Raw genomic sequence first — 19,962 nt, forward strand, 5'->3', positions numbered from 1 at the left:
CGTTTCCCCCTTTGTCCCGATTACTTGTTGATATACGCAAAAAAACCCGGCCTATGCCGGGTTTTTCGGGGAAACGGGCTTCCTACAGAAGAATGTCGTTTTTCACGTTGTCAGGGAACCCTTCCAGCGGACTGACCATCGCGAGAGCCAGCTTGGAGCGGAACAGCTCTTGCGCCACCGCCAGTACGGAATCATGCGACACCCTATCGATCTTCGCCAAAATTTCATCGAGACTGAGGTGACGCCCTAACAGAAGTTCGTTCTTGCCGAGGCGACTCATGCGGCTGTTCGTACTCTCCAGGCTGAGCATCAGGCTCCCTTTCAGCTGCTCTTTGCCCTTGACGAGTTCCTTTTCAGTGATGCCGTGATCGGCCACATCCCGCAGGACATGAGTCACGATATCAAACACCTGACTGACTTGCTCCGGAGCCGTGCCGGTGTAGACGGTGAATGTGCCGGCTTCCTTGTAGGACGAATGGTAGGAGTATACGGAGTAAGCCAGGCCGCGCTCTTCGCGGATTTCCTGGAAAAGCCGCGAGCTCATGCTCCCGCCGAGTACGTTGTTCAAAAGGATCAAGGAGTAGACATCCTCATGTCCGACCTGGAAGCCCGGCAGCGAGATGCACAGATGCGCCTGTTCCGTCTTCTTGTGCTGGGCCAGGACGTCTGAAGCGAAATCCGGCGTCGTCAAGACTGGCAAGTGAGCCGTGCGCTGGAACGCAGAAAAGCGTGTTTTGATGTCTTCAATCAAGCTGTCATCAAAATTGCCCGCAACCGTAACCACCGTGTTCGTCGGCAAATAATGCTGGTCCACATAGCGGACCAAATCGTCGCGTTTCAGGCTGCGGAGCACCTCTTCCGTGCCCAGAATCGGAGAGCCGAGCGGGTGGGAGCCGTAAGAGGCACGCGCAATCAGATCGTGAACCAGATCATCCGGAGTATCCTCGTACATGCTGATTTCTTCGATGACGACGTTCTTTTCCTTTTCCAGCTCATCCGCATCAAACACGGAGTTGAAGTACATATCCGACAGCACGTCCAAAGCGATCGGCACGTGCTGATCGAGCACTCTCGCATAGTAGCAGGTGTACTCTTTGGATGTAAAAGCGTTCACATTTCCGCCGATTTCATCAAAAGTCTCCGCGATTGCTTTGGCCGAACGCGTAGACGTTCCTTTGAAGAACATATGCTCCAAAAAATGGGAAATCCCGTTATTGAGATCGTTTTCGTATTTCGAACCGGTCCCTACCCAGATGCCAAGCGCAACGGAACGAACCGACGGAATCTTTTCCGTCACGATTCTCAGACCGTTCTCACACGTATGACGTTGTATCACACTAATCCTCCTCGGTTGATCATCTGTCTCTCTCCACTATCTACGGGGAAAATCTTGTAAACACGTCTAACTATAACAAACTTCCTTGGTCTCCACAACAAAGGAAGACGTTTCTCAGCGCGTCAAGCGGCTGGTGGAGATCACTTCCGATACCGTCGTAGGCTTCAGTCCTTTTTGCTCGGCCAAGGTCAGCAGCTGGTCGAGTGCCGCCTCCGATGCCGCCGTCGGGTGCATCAGCACCAGCACGCCATTGCCCATCAGCCTGCTGATTTTTCGCACCACCCAGCTCGAGGAAGGCTTTTGCCAATCCACGGTGTCAGCCGACCACATGATTGTCTTCATTTGAAACGGAGAATGAGCGATCTGTACCACCCGTTGATTGAACGATCCGGATGGCGGGGCAAACAGCGTGGGTCTGACCCCGAGTGTTTTTTCTATGACCTCCTGCGTCTTGCCGATCTCTTGCTGGATACTCTGCACACCGAGCGTCTTCATATCCGGATGGGAATAGGCGTGGTTGCCAATCTCGTGCCCGCGGGCTGCGATCTTTTTGGCTTCCTCCGGGTAGCGCTTCACCCATGAGCCATCCAGAAAAAAGGTTGTCTTCACACCGTGCTTGTCAAGCGTGTCGAGCATCGAATCCAAATACTCGTTGCCCCAGGCAACATTGATCATAAAGGAGATCGCAGGTTTTTTCGGATTGCCGCGGTAGATAGGCAAAGGCCCCAGCTTTTCCAGCGACACGGCTGGAGGAATATCTTTGAAGACCAGCAGATCCGGACCTTCCTTTCCGGCAGCGAGCATTTTGTCGATCGATGCCTCTACGTCTACAATACGCCCGTCGTAGCCAGGAATTGCCGATTTCCAGCTTTTATCGTACACGGTGTCGATCGGCAGCTCCTCCTTTCCTTCTTTCCATTGCTCGATCAACCCGCGCAGTCGCTCCCTCTCATCCACGCGCCCTTCTGCCGTAATCGCTTGGTGTTTCTTTAAGACGTCTATGTAGAGGTGAATGGGCTGATAGTTCAGCACGAGCATGAACAGCACCGCACAACTGATCGTAAACCAAAGTCTCCTCTTGGATCCTGCCATTGGAGCAGCCCCTCCCGAACGTACAAGTCTCTCTTTGTCCAATGTATGATTCGGGAAAAAAACTTAGACGAAAAAAGAAAAAAGCTTCCGTACGCGAATTTCTTCGAGTGACGAAGCCTTTTGCTTGTTCGTTTATTCCGCTGTGGCAGGCGCAGAGCTCGCTTGCTGTGCAGCGGCCTGTTCCTTCAAGACAGCTTTGCGGGAGAGGTTGATGCGACCTTGATCGTCGATCTCCGTTACCTTGACCTGCACCTTATCGCCAACCGAGACGACATCCTCCGTCTTGGCTACGCGCTCTTCTGCGAGTTGTGAGATATGGCAAAGTCCTTCCTTGCCTGCAAACAGTTCGATGAACGCACCGTATTTCTCCACGCGCTTGACGGTTCCCAAATACGTTTGACCGACAGCAACCTCGCGCACGAGATCCTCGATGATTTGCTTGGCACGCAGGTTGGCCTCGTGATTGATCGAAGCGATGAAGACGCGGCCGTCTTGCTCGATGTCGATCTTGACGCCGGTCTCTTCGATGATCTTGTTGATCACACGACCTTGTGGACCGATGACGTCGCGGATCTTTTCCGGATTGATGGTCATGGTCATGATCTTCGGTGCGTAAGGAGACAGTTGTTCGCGCGGTTCGGAAATCGTGCCCATCATATGCTTCAGGATGTGCAGGCGGCCGATGCGCGCTTGCTCCAGCGCCATCTCCAAAATTTCACGGTTGATCCCGGAAATCTTGATATCCATCTGGATCGCGGTGACCCCCGCTTCCGTACCCGCTACTTTAAAGTCCATATCGCCCAAGTGGTCTTCCATGCCTTGGATGTCGGTCAAGATGGAGAACGATTTCTCATCCTTGCCCATGATCAACCCCATGGCAATCCCCGCTACCGGAGCTTTGATCGGCACCCCTGCATCCATCAGCGCGAGAACGCTGGCACAAATGGAAGCTTGCGAGGTGGAACCGTTCGACTCGATGACTTCGGATACCAGGCGGATCGTGTAAGGAAATTCCGTTTCAGATGGAATGATCGGCTCAATCGCACGCTCACCCAAAGCACCGTGTCCGATTTCGCGGCGGCCAGGAGGACGAAGCGGACGTGCTTCCCCTACGCTGTACGGCGGGAAATTGTAGTGGTGCATGAAGCGTTTCGACTCTTCCAGACCGAGCCCGTCCAAAATTTGCACGTCACCGAGCGCCCCCAGAGTGCACACGCTAAGCGCCTGGGTTTGACCGCGAGTAAACATCGCCGAACCGTGAGTCCGTGCCAAAATGTTGACCTCGCTGGAGAGGGGACGAATTTCGTCGAGTGCTCGTCCATCCGGGCGGACCTTCTCTTCCGTGATCAGGCGGCGGACTTCGTCTTTCACGATGTTGCCGAGCACTTCGCTAATCATTTTTTCCTGCTCTTCGTACGTTTCTGGATTCAAGGCGGCAAAATGCTCCTTGGTCTCTGCCTTGATCGCGTCGATTGCATCGTAGCGCGCTTGCTTTTCCTCGATGCGAACCGCTTCCTTCAGGCGAGCCTCCGCAAATTCACGTACAGCCCGATCGATTTCGGGATCGACTTCATGCAGGATGACTTCCATCTTCTCTTTGCCGATTTCCGCCACGATCTTGTTTTGGAACTCGATGAGCTTTTTGATTTCATCGTGACCCGTCATGATCGCTTCGAGCATGATTGCTTCCGGTACCTGATTGGCTCCCGCTTCCACCATGTTGATCGCCTTGTGCGTACCCGCAACGACCAGATGGATATCGCTCTTTTCTGCTTGTGCGACCGTTGGGTTGATGATGAACTGTCCATCGACGCGGCCGACGATCACACCTGCGATCGGTCCCTCGAACGGAATCTCCGATACGGACAGTGCTGCGGATGTACCGATCATCGCGGCAATTTCCGGCGAGCAGTCTTGATCAACCGACAAAACGGTATTTACGATTTGTACGTCATTACGGAATCCTTCCGCGAAAAGCGGGCGGACAGGACGGTCAATCAACCGGCTGGCCAAAATCGCCTTTTCACTTGGACGACCTTCTCTTTTAATGAAGCCGCCGGGGATTTTCCCGACCGCGTAGAGACGTTCCTCGTAGTTGACAGTCAGCGGGAAGAAATCCAAAGCTTTTGGTTCCTTCGAGACTGTCACTGCTGACAGGATTGCCGTATCGCCGTACCGAACCAGTACCGAACCCTGAGCCTGTTTGGCCATTTTGCCAAATTCCAGAACCAGCTTGCGGCCTGCCAGTTCGTATTCATATGTACGGAATTGTTGCTCCATGTTGCTAGCAGTCCTCCTTCACGACAATGTGCAGTATATACACTTTGTTTTCTACTTGTATGTATTATTTCCTGCCTCCAGCAAAATTAAATGGCTACCTTTGGCAGTCTTTCCGGATAATAAAAAAACCTCTACTGAGGCTTATTCATGGGGGAGGACGACGCAGACCTGCGCCGTACACTCCTGCACGTGAATAGAAAAGCTTCCTCGCCAATCTATTCATATACGTTAGAAAAAGCGGGGGAAACCCGCTTTTTGCAAGACGCTAATTAGCGACGCAGACCCAGACGGTCTACAACCGCACGATAACGTTGAACATCTGCTTCTCTCAGGTATGTCAACAGGTTGCGGCGTTGACCTACCATTTTCAACAGACCACGACGGCTGTGGTGATCTTTTTTGTGAGTGCGCAAGTGTTCGTTCAGGTTGTTGATGTTTTCGGTCAGGATAGCGATTTGTACTTCCGGCGAACCGGTGTCGTTCTCATGCGTACGGTACTCTTGAATCAGTTGAGTTTTACGTTCTTGAGACAATGCCATCTTGACTCACCTCCTTGTTTTTTATCCCGTTAGCCGAGTCTGCCGTCGGTGAGCCTCGGTCAGCCAAGCTACGGTTTCTGTACAACGTTTTGAATTATAGCATACAGGTGGGTGAAAAGCAAAGCATATGATGCGAATTTACTCCCCGAAGCGCTGCTTCGCCGTTTCCACATCGCGCTGGATTTGGGCGATCAAAGCGTCGACACCGGCAAACTTCTGTTCCTCGCGAATGTAGAACAAGAATTCTACCTCTACTTCTTTGCCGTAAATCTCGCCCGAGAACTCAAAAATGTGGACTTCTAGCGATTTTTCTTTCTTTTCCAGCTCGAATGTCGGCTTGATTCCGACGTTCATCACACCATTGTAGCTCTTTCCCTCTACCGTAAAGCGCACGCCGTACACGCCGTTTTTGCCGATCAGGTACGGCGCAGCCACTTTCACGTTGGCTGTCGGGAACCCGATGGTACGGCCCCGCTTGTCGCCATGGACGACGGTTCCGCGCACCTTGTATGGTCGTCCCAGCAAGTGGCGGACTTGATCGACATCCCCATCGTACAGGTACTCGCGGATGATGGTGCTGCTCACCTTTTCCCCCAAGCGGTTCACAGGGCCGACGATGTCGAGGCCGTAGCGTCCCTTGCTCATTTCCTGGAGCGTTTGGGCTGTCCCCATGCCCCGATGGCCAAACGTATAGTCGAAGCCGACGACGACATGGCGACAACCCAGCGGCAGCAAGCACTCCGATATGAAATCTTCCGGATAAACGGCGGCGAAGCCAATATCAAACTTCATGACATAGGCTCTGTCCACACCCATTTTCTCGAATTGTTCCAGCTTGTCTGCAAGCGGGGTCAAATAGCGGGTATAGCCGCTTTGCCCCAATACTTCACGCGGGTGCGGATCGAAGGTCAGGACGGTGCTTTGCCAGCCGTTCGCCTTTGCTGTATCGATCGCTTTTTGGATGACTCGCCGATGACCGATATGTACCCCATCAAAATATCCCAAGGCGATTGCGCAGGGCTGCGTTTGCAATTCGACAGACAGTGGGTAAGTCAGGGAGATCGTTTTCACGGTTACACCTCGGAAGAAAAGACTTTTTCTGCTTTGGCAAAGAGCCCTTTATCCCCACGGCACACGCGGTGTATCCCGAGTAATTCCTCGCCCGAAAACAGGCAGATCAAGCTTCCTTCCTCGGCATTTACGCCCGGCAGTGCAGTGGCGAGTCCATTTCGGACGGCTCTGACTCGCTCCGGCTTCACCTGGATGGCAGGCAAGAACGACATGGCCTTCGGGATCGAAATCAATTTTCGGGACAGCTCTTCCCGATCGGCAGCCGACTCTTCCAGCTGTGCGAGTGGGATCGCTTCCTCTTCCACGAACGGACCGCTTTTGATGCGCCTAAGCAGCTTCATATGGGCAGGATACCCCAGCCTGCGGCCGAGGTCAACACACAAGGTGCGCATATAGGTCCCCTTCGAGCAGGTGCACGTAAATGAGACATCGACGACACCGTCACCTGGCTGGATGTTGCCAAGCGTCAGCTCGTAGATCGTCACCTTTCGCGCGGCACGCTCGACGACCGCGCCTTCCCGAGCCAAATCGTAAAGGCGGACGCCGTTCACCTTTACGGCGGAGTACATCGGCGGCACCTGTTCAATCTCTCCCAGGAAAGAGGCGAGCAGCTCTTCCATTCTTTCTCTGGTAATCTCGGCCGTGTTCACCGATCTTTGTTCGATGACTTCGCCCGATGCATCTTCGGTGGTGGTCGACGATCCGATGCGCATGACCACTTCGTACCGCTTGGGGAGATCCTGCAAATACTGCACGATCCGTGTAGCCTGTCCCAGGCAGATCGGGAGAACGCCTGTCACATCAGGGTCAAGTGTACCCGTATGTCCGACTTTTTTCGTTCCGTACAGGCGGCGGATTCGCGCCACACAATCGTGGGAGGTCATACCGGCGGGTTTGTCCACCACCAGCACACCGTTTACGTCACTCATGGCTGTTCACCCCTAATGCTTCTCCCAATGCTCGCCAGACAATATCCTGCGCTTCCGGAAGCGATCCGCGGACGGTGCACCCCGCAGCTTTGGCGTGGCCTCCCCCGCCCAGCTGCTTGGCGACCGCTGAAACATCGACGCGGTCACGGGCTCGCATACTGACCTTGACTACCCCCGCCTCCGCTTCGATAAACGAGACGCCGACCTCTACCCCTTCGATATTTCGGCAGTAGTTGACCAGACCGCCAGCATCCTCACGCTCTGCTCCAGACACGGCAAAGTCTTCCTTCCGAACGGTGATCGACGCGACGAGATTGCGGTGGGATAATTGCAGCGATTGAAGAGCCAGACGCAATATTTTTATATGGGCGAACGTAATTTCTTCCAGGCACCGCTCCGCTACCTCGCCTGGCTTTACACCATAGCGCAAGAGCTGAGAGGCGATCTCCATAACCTTTGGAGAGGTATTCGAATAGCGAAATCCTCCGGTGTCCGTCAACAAGCCGGTATAGATGCACAAGGCGAGCTCTTCGTTAAAGCTCACGCCTGCCGCAAGGGCCACGTCATACAAAATTTCCGCAGTAGCAGCCGCATCCGTCCGAATCAGATTGACCGAACCAAATCCGTCGTTGGTCGGGTGATGATCGATATTGAGCAAGGAAGCATCGGAGCGAAAGAAAGACCGTACATCGCCCATCCGAGACTCGTCGGCACAGTCTACGGCGATTACGGCCTCGAACGTTTCATCCAGTGGTTGCTTTTCCAAATTCAGGAGTCGGTCAAAACGCGGCAAAAAGTTGAATTTTGCCGGAGTTTCCCCTTCGTTTACCACGACGTACTTTTTGCCCAATTGTTCCAGAATCAAGGCGACTCCGAGCGCAGAGCCGGTCGCGTCCCCGTCCGGATTGACATGAGAAAGAACGAGGAAGCGGTCATGCTGCTGCATGAATCGCGCCGCTTCCTCCACGCTGTTACGATTTGGATTCATCCTGTTTTCCCTCTTCAGTGGAGATTTCCCGCAGGATTGATTCTATTTTACTGCCGTAGTCGATCGACTCGTCCAGCTTGAATGCGAAATCAGGGATATGCCGCAGCTTCACTCTCTTGCCGATCTCGGTCCGCAGATAGCCTTTTGCTTTTTGCAAACCGGCAAGCGATGCCTTACGCTCTTCCTCGGTACCGAAGATGCTGACAAATACTTTCGCCAGCTGCAAATCGCTGCTGACCTCTACATCCGTGACCGTAACAAAGCCGATACGCGGATCCTTCAGTCCTCGCTGCAGCAAAATGCTCAGTTCTTTTTTGATTTCTTCCCCAACGCGGCTCATCCGTGTCTTGTTCATGTTCTTCACCTCCGCTGGCTGCGTTAATCGTAGTATGCCGTATCCGCACGAATCAACTCGACACCGGGATGGTTTTCCACCAGTCGTACCACAGCCTGAATTTCCTTTTCCAAAAAAGACATCTCATTAGCAACGGCAGCGATACCCAACATGGTACGCTGCCACTGCTCAGGATAAGCCATCTCCGCTGCGGAAACGTTAAACCGGCTCCGCAGCTTGCCAATCAGACTCTTGACGATGGCCCGTTTTTCTTTCAGGTTTTGGCAAGCGGGCAGAAACAGTTCGATCTGCACACCCGCAACCATTATTGTTTCACTTCCACCATGACAAACGCTTCGACGACGTCTCCGACCTTGAGATCCTGGAAGCGTTCCAGGGTCAAGCCGCACTCATAGCCCGCTGCGACTTCCTTCGCATCGTCTTTGAAGCGCTTCAGGGTATCCAGCTTGCCCTCGTAGATCACGATGCCTTCGCGAATCAAGCGTGCGCCTGCATCGCGGCTCAATTTGCCTTCGGTTACGTAGCAACCGGCAATGTTGCCCACCTTGGACACTTTGAATACTTCGCGAATCTCGGCTTGGCCGATGATGCTTTCTTTATACACAGGATCCAGCATGCCTTTCAGCGCTTGCTCGATCTCTTCGATCACGGTGTAAATGACGCGGTGCAGGCGGATGTCGATCTTCTCCTGTTCCGCCATGCTGCGCGCGTTTGGCTCAGGACGGACGTTGAAGCCGATAATGATCGCATTGGATGCATTTGCCAGCGTCACATCGGATTCGGTAATCGCACCGACACCGGTGTGGATGATTTTCACCCGGGTACCGTTGATGTCGATTTTTTCCAACGAACCGCGCAATGCCTCTACGGAGCCTTGTACGTCCGCTTTTACAATCAAGTTCAGCTCTTTGATGTCGCCTTCCTGAATTTGCTGGAACAGGTCGTCCAGGGAGACACGAGCGCTTTCACGACGTTCGGATTCCCGTTGTTTCGCTGCACGGGCTTCCCCGATGGCGCGCGCTTTCTTCTCGTCTTCGAAGACGCGGAACTGGTCACCTGCTTGCGGAACGTCGTTCAAACCGGTGATTTCGACCGGAGTGGACGGCCCCGCCTCTTTCAAACGGCGCCCTTTGTCGTTGACCATCGCACGGACGCGGCCGTACGCGGAGCCCACGACGATTGGATCGCCGATGCGCAGTGTTCCTTGTTGCACCAAGATAGTAGCGACAGGACCTCGACCTTTGTCGAGCTCTGCTTCCACGACGGTACCGCGAGCGCGTTTGTCCGGATTGGCCTTGAGCTCTTGCACTTCCGCTACGAGCAGGATGTACTCGAGCAGCTCCTCGATACCGGTGCGCTGTTTGGCGGACAATGGCGAGAAGATCGTATCGCCGCCCCATTCTTCCGCAACCAGCTCGTATTCGGTCAATTCTTGCTTGATCCGATCGATATTGGCCTCCGGTTTATCCACTTTGTTTACCGCTACGATGATCGGCACGTTCGCTGCTTTTGCGTGGCTGATCGCTTCAACGGTCTGCGGCATGACGCCGTCGTCGGCTGCGACGACCAGGATGGTGATGTCGGTAATTTGCGCACCGCGCGCACGCATGGTGGTGAACGCCGCGTGGCCCGGGGTATCCAGGAAGGTGATTTTCTTTCCTTTGATTTCGACTTGGTACGCACCGATATGCTGGGTGATTCCCCCTGCTTCGCCTGCTACTACGTTTGTAGAGCGGATCGCGTCCAGCAAGGTGGTCTTTCCGTGGTCGACGTGACCCATGATCGTCACGACTGGCGGACGTTCTACCAGGCTTTCAGGTGGATCCACTTCTTCGATGGTTTCGAAATTCGTTTCGTCGATGATGATTTTTTCTTCGACTTCGACATTGTACTCCGCGCAGACGAGCTCGATGGCATCCTTCTCCAGGTATTGGTTGATGGTGGCCATAATCCCCAAGTTAAACAACTTTTTGATGATTTCCGCAGGTTCCTTGCGCAGTTTTACCGCCAGCTCGTTCACGGTCAGAGAATCGGTGAACGTAATTTTTGACGGTGGCTCCAGTACAGGGCGCTGCTGCTTCTGTGGTCCGCGATTGTTGTTCCCGCGGCGATTGTTTTGATTGCGGTTGTTTCCACCGCGGAAAGGCTGGTTTTTCTTATTGTCTTCGAACGTTTTTTGCGTCTGCGGTGCCTTCTTGATCTTCTCCCGTTTCTCCAGGCCGACGTTCGTAGGGAGTTTTACCTTGTCTTCAAAGTCGTCACCCGTGCGAGTTTCTGTCGTTGTTGCGTTGGCAGCACTCTGCGGAGGGCGCTGATTTTGTGGTCTCGGTGGTCGTTGCTGTTGGTTTTGCGGCTGTGGCTTGCGGTCAGTCGGTTTTGCGGGTTGACTTCTCATATTGGTTGGTCTTCTCTCCTGATTCTTCCCCTGATTTTTTCCATGTTGAGGACTATGTTGTTCGGATCTGCTGCCGGTCTGGCTGTTCCCTGCGGCACGGCCAGCGCCCTGGCTGCTTCCTGCACGATCGCGGTCGGCAGGGCGGTCATTTCTCTGCTGGGCTGCGTTTTGACCTTGCCCTGGCTGCGACTGGGGACGGGATTGTCCTCTGGAGTCGTTGGGGCGTCGTTGATCTTCCGTCTGCTTCGGTTTCGCATCACTTGGCGTCGTTCGCTGCTCGGGTCTGGAGCCAGAGCGCAATTTTGCCATGTGATCCTCGATCTTTTTGATCGTCCCTTCTTCCATGATACTCATATGATTTGCCACTTCTATATTCAATCGCTTTAGCAAATTGAGGATTTCCTTACTGCTCATGTTGTGTTGTTTGGCATATTCATACACACGTGTCTTCAAATGATCTTCACCCTTTCTAAGTTAGGTGAGCAGACGCTGAATGCTTTCGGCCAATTTCCCATCGGTTACCGCCACGGTAACGCGCCCATCTTTTCCGATTGCGTGTCCCAGTTCATGCCGGTCCCCAGTGGTTACACATGAAACACCGTAATAGGAACATTTGTCTTTTACTTTTTTGGCAGTATTGTCAGATGCGTCAGCCGCGAGCAATACCAGTCTGGCCTGCCCGTTGCGTACAGCCGCAAGGACCAGCTCCTCGCCGGTAATTACTTTCCTTGCCCGCATGGCGAGTCCGAGCAATTGCGCAGCTTTCGGGATCATCGTCCCATCATCTCCAGCCATTTTTCGCGGAAGGCATCGTACTTCTCTTGGGAAATGGACATGTTCAGCGCACGTTCCAGCACTTTTTTCCATTTTCCCGACGCGAACGCATCCGGCGTAAGACAGCTTTCCTGCCGACACACATAGGTACCGCGTCCGGCAGCCTTTCCGGTCAGATCGATGACGATCTCCTCTTGAGGCGTCCGTACTACGCGGATCAATTCCTTTTTCGGAAACATTCCTTGGCAAACGATGCACTTACGCAAAGGGATTTTTTTTTGCTTCATGACTATTCGATGTCCGCTCCTTCATCGTCCTGGGCTTCCCTTGGATAGACGATGCCTTCTTGTTCCGCCTGCGACTCGCTCTTGATGTCAATTTTCCATCCGGTGAGCTTGGCAGCGAGACGAGCGTTTTGACCGCGCTTGCCAATCGCCAGCGACAATTGGTAGTCCGGCACGATGACACGCGTCACCTTGTCTGCGGCATTCACTTCCACGTGCAGCACCTTTGCCGGGCTGAGAGCATTGGCGACGTATTCGGCAGGATCCTCCGACCAGCGGACGATGTCGATTTTCTCGCCTTTCAGCTCGGTGACGATGGTCTGTACACGCATTCCTTTTGGACCGACACAAGCCCCGACCGGATCGACATCCGGGTTGATCGAATGAACTGCGATTTTCGAACGGTCTCCGGCTTCACGAGCGACGGACTTGATTTCCACCACGCCATCGTAAATCTCCGGAACTTCTAATTCAAAGAGGCGCTTCAAGAGCCCCGGGTGTGTACGGGATACGACAATTTGCGGACCTTTTGTGGTTTTTTCCACCTTGATGATATACGCCTTTACGCGATCCTGTGACTTGAACTCTTCGGAAGGCATTTTCTCCGTAATTGGCATTACCGCTTCCGCTTTGCCCAAGTCAATGTAGTAATTGCGCGTGTCCATACGCTGAACGACGCCGGTGACGATGTCGTCCTCGCGCTCGATGAATTCGCTGTAAATCAATCCCCGCTCCGCTTCGCGAATGCGCTGGGTCACGACTTGTTTTGCCGTTTGAGCAGCGATGCGCCCGAAATCGCGAGGAGTTACCTCGATTTCAACAATGTCCTCGAGACGGAAGTTGGGATCAATTTCTTGGGCGGCCTCCAAGGAAATTTCGAGGCGCGGGTCCAGCACTTCCTCTACTACGTTTTTCCGCGCGAACACGCGGACCGTTCCCGAATGACGATTTACATCCACCCGTACGTTTTGAGCCGAGTTGAAATTCCGTTTGTATCCAGAGATAAGAGCCGCTTCGATGGCTTCAATCAGTACGTCTTTGGTGATGCCTTTCTCTTTCTCAATGGCTTCAAGAGCCTCGATAAAATCGCCGTTCATGACTTTCGTTGCCTCCTCCTTTACTTACCACCGGCCTTACCTGTTAAAAGACGATAGCCATACGGGCCGTGTCAATTTGTTCCTGTGGGATCACGTACGTTTTCTTTGCTTCTTTCACTGTCAGCTTGCCGTCCTCAAAGGATATCAGTTCGCCCTCGAACAGGCTGGCTCCTTCTATCGGCTCTTTCGTCGTGATGTGAACGTGCCGTCCGACCGCCTTCTTGAAGTCCTTCTCCTTCTTCAGAGGACGCTCTGCACCGGGCGAGGACACTTCCAGGAAGTATGCGGTAGGAATCGGATCCACTTCATCCAGCTTTTGACTCAGCTTCTCGCTGACAAGGCCGCAGTCATCGATGTCGATGTTGCCAGTTTCATTGTCGATAAAAACGCGCAGAAACCAGTTGCTGCCTTCCTTTTTGTACTCAATGTCAACCAGTTCCAGACCCAGTTCGTCAACAATGGGCGTGACCAGTTCGGTGACGATGTCCGTTACCTTGCTCAAGCAAGTACCTCCTTCTCGTTTGAACCCTGAGGTGTAGCCAGAAAGAAAGAGTGGGTTTCCCCACTCTCGATCTGCCATGCGTATAAAACCAGTATTTCCAAAAAAATTATAGCATAAGCGACCTACGCTGACAACCTTTGGATGAGCAGGCAGGTCCATGCCCTGTCAAAACAGGGAAAGCTGGTTGGACTCCGGCAAGCCTTTCAAAGCGCCCTGCTCCTCGAGATACTCCAAGATGGTCTTGGAGATCTTCGAGCGGGACAGAAGGTCTTCCTTGGACAGGAATTCACCCTGCGCTCTTGCTTCCACAATGCTGAGCGCAGCGTTCGTACCGAGTCCAGGCAGCGCGTTGAACGGAGCGATTAACGAATCGCCGTCGATCAGGAAGCGAGTCGCATCGGAGGCGTACAAATCGACATTGGCAAAGCGGAAGCCCCTCTCTACCATTTCCAGAGCCATCTCGAGGACGGTCAGCAACGCCTTTTCTTTTGGCTGCGCCTCATGCCCTTTTCCTTCGATTTCCTCAATTTTTTGCCGGATCGCCGCCGCTCCTTTTACCATGAGCGGAATATCGAAATCGTCTGCGCGCACGGTGAAGTACGTCGCGTAAAACTCCAGAGGGCGGTGCACCTTGAAGTAGGCGATTCGCACGGCCATCATGACGTATGCGGTCGCGTGCGCTTTCGGGAACATGTACTTGATCTTCTGGCACGATTCGATGTACCAATCCGGTACGTTGTTCTTGCGCATCTCTTCCTGATCCTCTTCCGGCACGCCTTTCCCTTTTCGCACCGACTCCATGATCTTGAACGCACGGGAGGGCTCCAGCCCTTTGTAGATCAGGTAGACCATGATATCGTCGCGGCAACCGATTACTTCCGGAAGTTTACAAATGCCATTCCGGATCAAATCCTGCGCGTTGTTCAGCCAGACGTCCGTCCCGTGGGAAAGTCCGGAAATCTGCACGAGCTCGGCAAAGGTGGTCGGCTTCGTATCCTCGAGCATTTGCCGTACGAATTTCGTACCAAACTCAGGGATGCCCAGCGTCCCCATGTTGGTGCCGATTTGCTCCGGCGTCACACCCAGGGCCTCTGTCGAGCTGAAGATCGACATCGTCTTTTTGTCGTCCAGGGGAATCGTTTTCGGATCCATGCCCGTCAGGTCTTGCAGCATCCGAATGACCGTCGGATCGTCGTGTCCGAGAATGTCGAGCTTCAGCAAGTTGTCGTGAATGGAGTGGAAGTCGAAATGCGTCGTGCGCCATTCGGATTCGTTGTCGTCCGCCGGGTACTGGATCGGACAAAAATCCTCGATTTCCATGTAGTCCGGAACGACGATAATGCCGCCCGGGTGCTGTCCGGTCGTCCGCTTCACTCCTGTGCAGCCGTTGACGATACGCGCGATTTCCGCGTTGCGCAGAGTCATCTTGCGCTCATCCGCGTATTTTCGGACGTAGCCGTACGCTGTCTTCTCCGCGACGGTACCGATCGTTCCTGCGCGGTACACGTAATCCTCGCCAAACAGCTCCTGGGTGTATTTGTGCGCGCGCGGCTGGTAGTCTCCGGAGAAGTTCAAGTCGATATCGGGTACCTTATCCCCTTTAAAGCCAAGGAAGGTTTCGAACGGAATGTCTTGGCCGTCTTTGGCATAGCGGGTGCCGCAGGACGGACAATCCTTGTCCGGCAAGTCGAAGCCGGATGCGATGGAACCGTCGGTGATAAACTCGCTGTGCTTGCAGCTCGGGCAACGATAGTGCGGCGGCAGCGGATTTACCTCGGTGATCTCCGCCATGGTAGCCACAAAGGAAGAACCAACCGAACCACGGGAGCCGACGAGGTAGCCGTCGGTCAGCGACTTGGTCACCAACCGCTGGGAAATCAAGTAGATGACGCCGAACCCGTGCTTGATGATACTGTTTAATTCTTTCTCCAACCGGGCCTCGACCAATTCCGGCAGAGGATCTCCGTAAAGCAGCCTTGCCTTGTCGTAGCACATCTGCCGAAGCTCATCGTCCGCCCCTTCGATCACCGGCGTATAGAGCTTGTCCGGGATCGGGCTGACATCCTCGATCATGTCGGCGATGGCATTTGTATTGGTCACCACGATTTCTTTGGCGGTTTCCTCGCCCAGGAAGGAAAACGCCTCGAGCATTTCGTCCGTCGTGTGGAAATAAAGCGGCGGCTGGTTTCCGGCTGTCGGATCTCCCTTGGACAGCAGGAATACATCCCGAAAAATTTCGTCCTGCGGATTGAGGAAATGCACATCCCCTGTAGCGACTACCGGCTTTCCAAGCTCCTTGCCCAGCTCCACGATCATCCGATGGTAGCCTTTCATCGTCTCCAGGCTCGGAATCTCTTCGTTCCGCAAAAGCGGCGAGTAATGAGCGATGGGCTGCAGTTCCAAATAGTCGTAAAATGCCGCCACTTCTTTTAACTCTTCCCGCGACTTCCCGCGGAGGATCGACTGCATCAGCTCGCCTTCCTTGCAAGCCGTCCCGATCAACAGTCCGTCCCGGTACTTGGTAATCTGGCTGCGCTGAATGCGCGGCCACCGATAAAACGTTTCGACATGGGAGCGGCTCACCAGCTTGTACAGATTTTTTAGTCCTTGTTTGTCTTTTACCAGGATCGTGGCATGGAACGGCCGCCCGCTCTTGTAGTCCGCTTCCGCGTTGCTCCGCTCGTTCAGCTCGGCAAGCGACGTGATCTGCGCTTCCTTGATGTCTTTGAGCATGTGCTGGAAGACATGCGCCAAAGCCACCGTGTCGTCCAACGCGCGGTGAGCATTGATGAGCTCCACGTTGAATTTTTTGGCGAGACTGCCGAGACGATAGTTGCGCATTCCCTTATACATCATGCGGGCAAGGGGCAAGGTGTCCAAAAACGCATTGTTCCACGGCTCCATGCCGATACGTTTGGCGCAGGCGTTGATAAACGCTTTGTCGAATTCCGCATTGTGCGCCACCAGAATGGCGTTACCGGTGAACTCCTTGAATTGGCGCAGTACGACATCGAGCGTGTCTTTGCCGCGCAGCATCTCGTTGGTAATCCCTGTGATTTCCGTCGTTTTTGGGCCGATCTCGAGCTGCGGGTCAATCAGTTCCGTCCATTTGTCGACGATTTCAGAGCCTTTCATCTTCACGGCCGCGATCTCGATGATCGTATGTTCTGCCGCGTTCAGACCGGTCGTCTCCGTATCGAACACGACGTATTCGGTATTTTCATCAATCGGGAGGTTGTTGTCCGCCGTCAGATTGTAGACGATGTCGATTCCGTCTTCCACCACGTACGCTTCCATTCCCAAAATGCACTTGATGTTGTTCTTCTTCGCGATAGAGTACGCTTCGGGGAACGCCTGAACGACCCCGTGGTCTGTAATCGCGATTGCCGGATGTCCCCACTTGGCCGCTGTTGAGACCAGCGATTTGACTGAAGCAACCGCGTCCAGCGCGCTCATAGGCGTATGGCAATGCAGCTCCACCCGCTTTTCATCGGCGGTATCGCGGCGAACTACTTGCTCGATTTGATTGAGGTCGTTGGCATTCATGACGAGCTCCCGCATGAACGTATCGTGCTGGACGCTCCCCCTCACCTTGACCCACATGCCGTCCTTGAGAGCTTCCAGCATCTTGACGTCTTCCTTGTCGCGCGAAAACATTTTGACCGTCAGCGAATCGGTGTAATCAGAGACGTTGAATGTCAGCAGATGACGGCCGCTGCGGAGTTCCTTGACCTCCACGTTGAATACGGTCCCTTGTATGACCACGCGGCGCTCCTCTTCCTGAATCTCGCAAATGGGAATCGGGGCGTCCTTGATTTCATAGCCCATCATCAAGGTCGTAATCGCTTCGGTCTTATCGGCAGACTTGTTTTCTTGAGCGGCAGCCGTCATCACTACCTCGACCAGCGCCCGCTCTTCCTCGTTTCGCTGCTCCACAAACGCTTTGTACGCCTCATCGCTCTCTTCAATGTGAAACGTGAATCGAGGCGAGGTGTCCGTGGTCTTTTGAAAAGCAGCCAGCAGTTCGCTGTCCGCCTTTTTCTTTTTCGCGACCTCCACGGTCATATCCGTAGGCAGGTAGATCTTGACTTCCTGCTGCTCCACCTGCTTTTTCGCTGTCCGCATCGTCACCGCAAGCGAATTCAAGGCCGGCTCGACCTTGGCAAGCACGACGTCCCAGTATTCATTGACGATTGCTTCCAGCGGGGGCTTATGGCCATAGCGAAAGCTGGCATCCACCTTTGCCAAATGAGAAAACGTCTGCGTCAGCCTTTGCATAAAAGCGCGAAAAACTTCGGCAGGCAGCATGTTGGGCAAAGACAAGCGGAACACCCACTCGCGATTTTGCCTGTACAGCTCCAGTTTTTCAATTTGTCCATCCAGAAAAAAACGTTCCACCCACTCTGCCGGAAGCTCCATTTGCTTGACCAGCAAGGAGAAACGCTGTTTTTGCTCTTGTGTACGGTCCACGGATTCCCATACCCCCTCAAACAAAGAAAAAGAGGTACTCCCATTTGCTTAGGGGAGTACCCCGTATTTTTCGACAAAAACCTTCACGATTCCTGCATGCTTACACGCCGAAAAGCTCTGCTCCCGTCCGATCCACACGTGCCAGCATCGCCCGTACTTCGGCGACGATGTCCTGCAGCTTCACGAGAGCCGTCTCGCCCGTCTTGCGCACGCGGACTTCTACCATTCCTTCTTCTGCCGCTTTATCCGATACAGTGATGCGCAGAGGCAGCCCGATCAAATCCGCATCCTTGAATTTCACGCCAGCGCGCTCAGGTCTGTCGTCAAACAGGACTTCCACGCCTGCTTTACGCAGCTCGTCTGCAATCCGCTCACTGATCTGACGCTGTTCTTCTACTTTAACATTGACCGGAATGACATGCACGTGGAAAGGCGCGATAGATACGGGCCAAATGATGCCATTCTCGTCGTTGTTTTGCTCGATGACTGCTGCGATCGTGCGCGACACCCCGATGCCGTAGCAGCCCATGATCATCGGCTGGCTGCGTCCGTTTTCGTCGAGGTAGGTAGCCCCCATGGCTGTCGAATATTTGGTTCCCAGCTTGAAGACGTGCCCCACTTCCACCCCGCGGGCGAACTTGATCGCTCCGCCAGTCCGTGGGCATACATCTTCTTCTGTAATGTTGCGCAAATCCGCGTAGCGGGACACGGTGTAGTCCCGGCCAGCCACGACGTGCTGCAGGTGATAGTCCGTTTCGTTTGCTCCTACCACGCCGTCGAACACGTCCTGCACGTAGTTGTCTGCAATGATCTCCACTTTTTCTTTGTCAATGCCGACTGGTCCTACAAATCCTGCAGGCGCACCAGTGACGGACAAAATGTCCGCTTCCGTCGCCAAACCGACGAAGGTCGCGTCGAACAGGTTTTTCAGCTTCACTTCGTTTAGCTCGTGATCGCCGCGCACCAGTGCCATCACGAGTTTGTCATCTACACGGTAAATCAGGCTTTTTACGATTTGCTTAGCCTCGATTTGCAGCGCTTTTGTCAATTGCTCGATGGTTTTGACCCCTGGCGTGTGCAGCTTTTCCATAGCCGGAGCTTCACTCGCAGGCTTCTGTGCGGGCTTGTACACCACTTCAGCCTTTTCGAGGTTGGCTGCGAAGTCGCCTTCCTCAGAATAAGCAATCGTATCCTCGCCGATGTCGCACAGCGCCATGAATTCATAGGTGCCCTTGCCACCGATAGCGCCTGCGTCAGCTTCCACCGCGCGGAAGTTCAGGCCCACTCGGGTGAAGATGTTGGTGTAGGCATCGTACATCGCCTGGAAGTTGCGGTCCAGGCCTTCCTGGGTGGTGTCAAACGAATACGCATCCTTCATGATGAATTCGCGGCAGCGGATCAAGCCGAAGCGCGGACGAACCTCATCGCGAAACTTGGTTTGAATCTGATAAAGATTGATGGGAAGCTTTTTGTAGGAGTTGATCTCATCGCGCACCAGGCTGGTGATGACCTCTTCGTGAGTCGGTCCCAAGGCGAAGGAGCGATCGTGACGGTCACGCAGGCGAACCAGTTCGGGACCATACACATCCCAGCGCCCGGTCTGGTGCCACAGTTCTGCAGGCTGCATGGCTGGCATCAGCAGCTCCTGCGCGCCTGCGTTGTTCATTTCTTCACGCACAATAGCTTGGATTTTGTGGAGAGTACGGAGTGCCAGCGGCAAGTAGGTATAAATGCCGGAGGCCAGCTGGCGCGCCATACCGGCGCGAAGCAGCAGCTTGTGGCTGGCAATCTCCGCATCGGCAGGCACTTCCCGCAGGGTAGGAATCAACATTTGGCTTTGCTTCAACACG

At 54.0% G+C, this 19,962-nt stretch carries 16 protein-coding genes; all 16 read right to left on the reverse strand.

Annotation, left to right across the window (positions count from 1 at the left end; translation table 11 throughout):
* Window positions 1–82 precede the first annotated feature (82 nt).
* The gene (locus RGB73_RS17330; protein ID WP_310763954.1) at window positions 83–1,336 is read right to left on the reverse strand and encodes a M16 family metallopeptidase; all 1,254 of its coding nucleotides are present in this window, start codon (window positions 1,334–1,336) and stop codon (window positions 83–85) included.
* Window positions 1,337–1,450: 114 nt separating this feature from the next.
* Window positions 1,451–2,428 carry a polysaccharide deacetylase family protein gene (locus RGB73_RS17335; RefSeq protein ID WP_310763956.1) on the reverse strand — a complete coding sequence of 326 codons (978 nt, stop codon included), beginning with the start codon at window positions 2,426–2,428 and terminating at the stop codon, window positions 1,451–1,453.
* 132 nt (window positions 2,429–2,560) lie between these two features.
* Window positions 2,561–4,708, reverse strand: coding sequence for a polyribonucleotide nucleotidyltransferase (gene pnp / locus RGB73_RS17340; RefSeq protein ID WP_310763958.1), 2,148 nt, complete (start codon window positions 4,706–4,708; stop codon window positions 2,561–2,563).
* A 269-nt stretch (window positions 4,709–4,977) separates the two neighbouring features.
* Window positions 4,978–5,247: a 30S ribosomal protein S15 gene (gene rpsO, locus RGB73_RS17345; RefSeq protein WP_310763960.1), complete on the reverse strand. Its 270-nt coding sequence runs from the start codon at window positions 5,245–5,247 to the stop codon at window positions 4,978–4,980.
* A gap of 138 nt (window positions 5,248–5,385) precedes the next feature.
* On the reverse strand, window positions 5,386–6,318 hold the full coding sequence (locus RGB73_RS17350) for a bifunctional riboflavin kinase/FAD synthetase (RefSeq protein WP_310763962.1): 933 nt from the start codon (window positions 6,316–6,318) through the stop codon (window positions 5,386–5,388).
* 2 nt (window positions 6,319–6,320) lie between these two features.
* The gene (gene truB / locus RGB73_RS17355) at window positions 6,321–7,247 is read right to left on the reverse strand and encodes a tRNA pseudouridine(55) synthase TruB (RefSeq protein ID WP_310763964.1); all 927 of its coding nucleotides are present in this window, start codon (window positions 7,245–7,247) and stop codon (window positions 6,321–6,323) included.
* The gene (locus RGB73_RS17360) at window positions 7,240–8,235 is read right to left on the reverse strand and encodes a DHH family phosphoesterase (protein WP_310763965.1); all 996 of its coding nucleotides are present in this window, start codon (window positions 8,233–8,235) and stop codon (window positions 7,240–7,242) included. The genes truB and RGB73_RS17360 overlap by 8 nt, the downstream gene beginning before the upstream one ends.
* Window positions 8,219–8,590: a 30S ribosome-binding factor RbfA gene (gene rbfA, locus RGB73_RS17365; RefSeq protein ID WP_310763966.1), complete on the reverse strand. Its 372-nt coding sequence runs from the start codon at window positions 8,588–8,590 to the stop codon at window positions 8,219–8,221. Before rbfA ends, RGB73_RS17360 begins: the two co-directional genes overlap by 17 nt.
* A gap of 23 nt (window positions 8,591–8,613) precedes the next feature.
* Window positions 8,614–8,895, reverse strand: a complete 282-nt coding sequence (locus RGB73_RS17370) for a DUF503 domain-containing protein (RefSeq protein ID WP_310763968.1) — start codon at window positions 8,893–8,895, stop codon at window positions 8,614–8,616.
* Window positions 8,895–11,438, reverse strand: coding sequence for a translation initiation factor IF-2 (gene infB / locus RGB73_RS17375; protein ID WP_310763970.1), 2,544 nt, complete (start codon window positions 11,436–11,438; stop codon window positions 8,895–8,897). The genes RGB73_RS17370 and infB overlap by 1 nt, the downstream gene beginning before the upstream one ends.
* A 21-nt stretch (window positions 11,439–11,459) precedes the next feature.
* Complete coding sequence (locus tag RGB73_RS17380; protein ID WP_310763972.1) at window positions 11,460–11,759, reverse strand: YlxQ family RNA-binding protein; 300 nt, start codon at window positions 11,757–11,759, stop codon at window positions 11,460–11,462.
* Window positions 11,756–12,046 carry an RNase P modulator RnpM gene (rnpM, locus tag RGB73_RS17385; protein WP_310763974.1) on the reverse strand — a complete coding sequence of 97 codons (291 nt, stop codon included), beginning with the start codon at window positions 12,044–12,046 and terminating at the stop codon, window positions 11,756–11,758. The genes RGB73_RS17380 and rnpM overlap by 4 nt, the downstream gene beginning before the upstream one ends.
* A gap of 2 nt (window positions 12,047–12,048) precedes the next feature.
* Complete coding sequence (nusA, locus tag RGB73_RS17390) at window positions 12,049–13,140, reverse strand: transcription termination factor NusA (RefSeq protein ID WP_310763975.1); 1,092 nt, start codon at window positions 13,138–13,140, stop codon at window positions 12,049–12,051.
* A 43-nt stretch (window positions 13,141–13,183) separates the two neighbouring features.
* The gene (gene rimP, locus RGB73_RS17395) at window positions 13,184–13,642 is read right to left on the reverse strand and encodes a ribosome maturation factor RimP (RefSeq protein WP_310763976.1); all 459 of its coding nucleotides are present in this window, start codon (window positions 13,640–13,642) and stop codon (window positions 13,184–13,186) included.
* A gap of 165 nt (window positions 13,643–13,807) precedes the next feature.
* Window positions 13,808–18,112 carry a PolC-type DNA polymerase III gene (locus RGB73_RS17400; protein ID WP_310763978.1) on the reverse strand — a complete coding sequence of 1,435 codons (4,305 nt, stop codon included), beginning with the start codon at window positions 18,110–18,112 and terminating at the stop codon, window positions 13,808–13,810.
* A gap of 100 nt (window positions 18,113–18,212) precedes the next feature.
* Entirely contained in the window at window positions 18,213–19,958 is a 1,746-nt protein-coding gene (locus RGB73_RS17405; protein WP_310774389.1) for a proline--tRNA ligase, read from the reverse strand.
* Between the last annotated feature and the right edge of the window lie 4 nt (window positions 19,959–19,962).

Source organism: Brevibacillus brevis (assembly GCF_031583145.1).
Lineage (GTDB): Bacteria > Bacillota > Bacilli > Brevibacillales > Brevibacillaceae > Brevibacillus > Brevibacillus brevis_E.

Excerpts from the sequence above, each read along its gene's own strand:
- RGB73_RS17335 (WP_310763956.1), bottom strand. The coding sequence starts at position 2,428 with ATGGCAGGATCCAAGAGGAGACTTTGGTTTACGATCAGTTGTGCGGTG.
- pnp (WP_310763958.1), bottom strand. The coding sequence starts at position 4,708 with ATGGAGCAACAATTCCGTACATATGAATACGAACTGGCAGGCCGCAAG.
- rpsO (WP_310763960.1), bottom strand. The coding sequence starts at position 5,247 with ATGGCATTGTCTCAAGAACGTAAAACTCAACTGATTCAAGAGTACCGT.
- truB (WP_310763964.1), bottom strand. The coding sequence starts at position 7,247 with ATGAGTGACGTAAACGGTGTGCTGGTGGTGGACAAACCCGCCGGTATG.
- RGB73_RS17360 (WP_310763965.1), bottom strand. The coding sequence starts at position 8,235 with ATGAATCCAAATCGTAACAGCGTGGAGGAAGCGGCGCGATTCATGCAG.
- rbfA (WP_310763966.1), bottom strand. The coding sequence starts at position 8,590 with ATGAACAAGACACGGATGAGCCGCGTTGGGGAAGAAATCAAAAAAGAA.
- RGB73_RS17370 (WP_310763968.1), bottom strand. The coding sequence starts at position 8,895 with ATGGTTGCGGGTGTGCAGATCGAACTGTTTCTGCCCGCTTGCCAAAAC.
- RGB73_RS17380 (WP_310763972.1), bottom strand. The coding sequence starts at position 11,759 with ATGATCCCGAAAGCTGCGCAATTGCTCGGACTCGCCATGCGGGCAAGG.
- rnpM (WP_310763974.1), bottom strand. The coding sequence starts at position 12,046 with ATGAAGCAAAAAAAAATCCCTTTGCGTAAGTGCATCGTTTGCCAAGGA.
- nusA (WP_310763975.1), bottom strand. The coding sequence starts at position 13,140 with ATGAACGGCGATTTTATCGAGGCTCTTGAAGCCATTGAGAAAGAGAAA.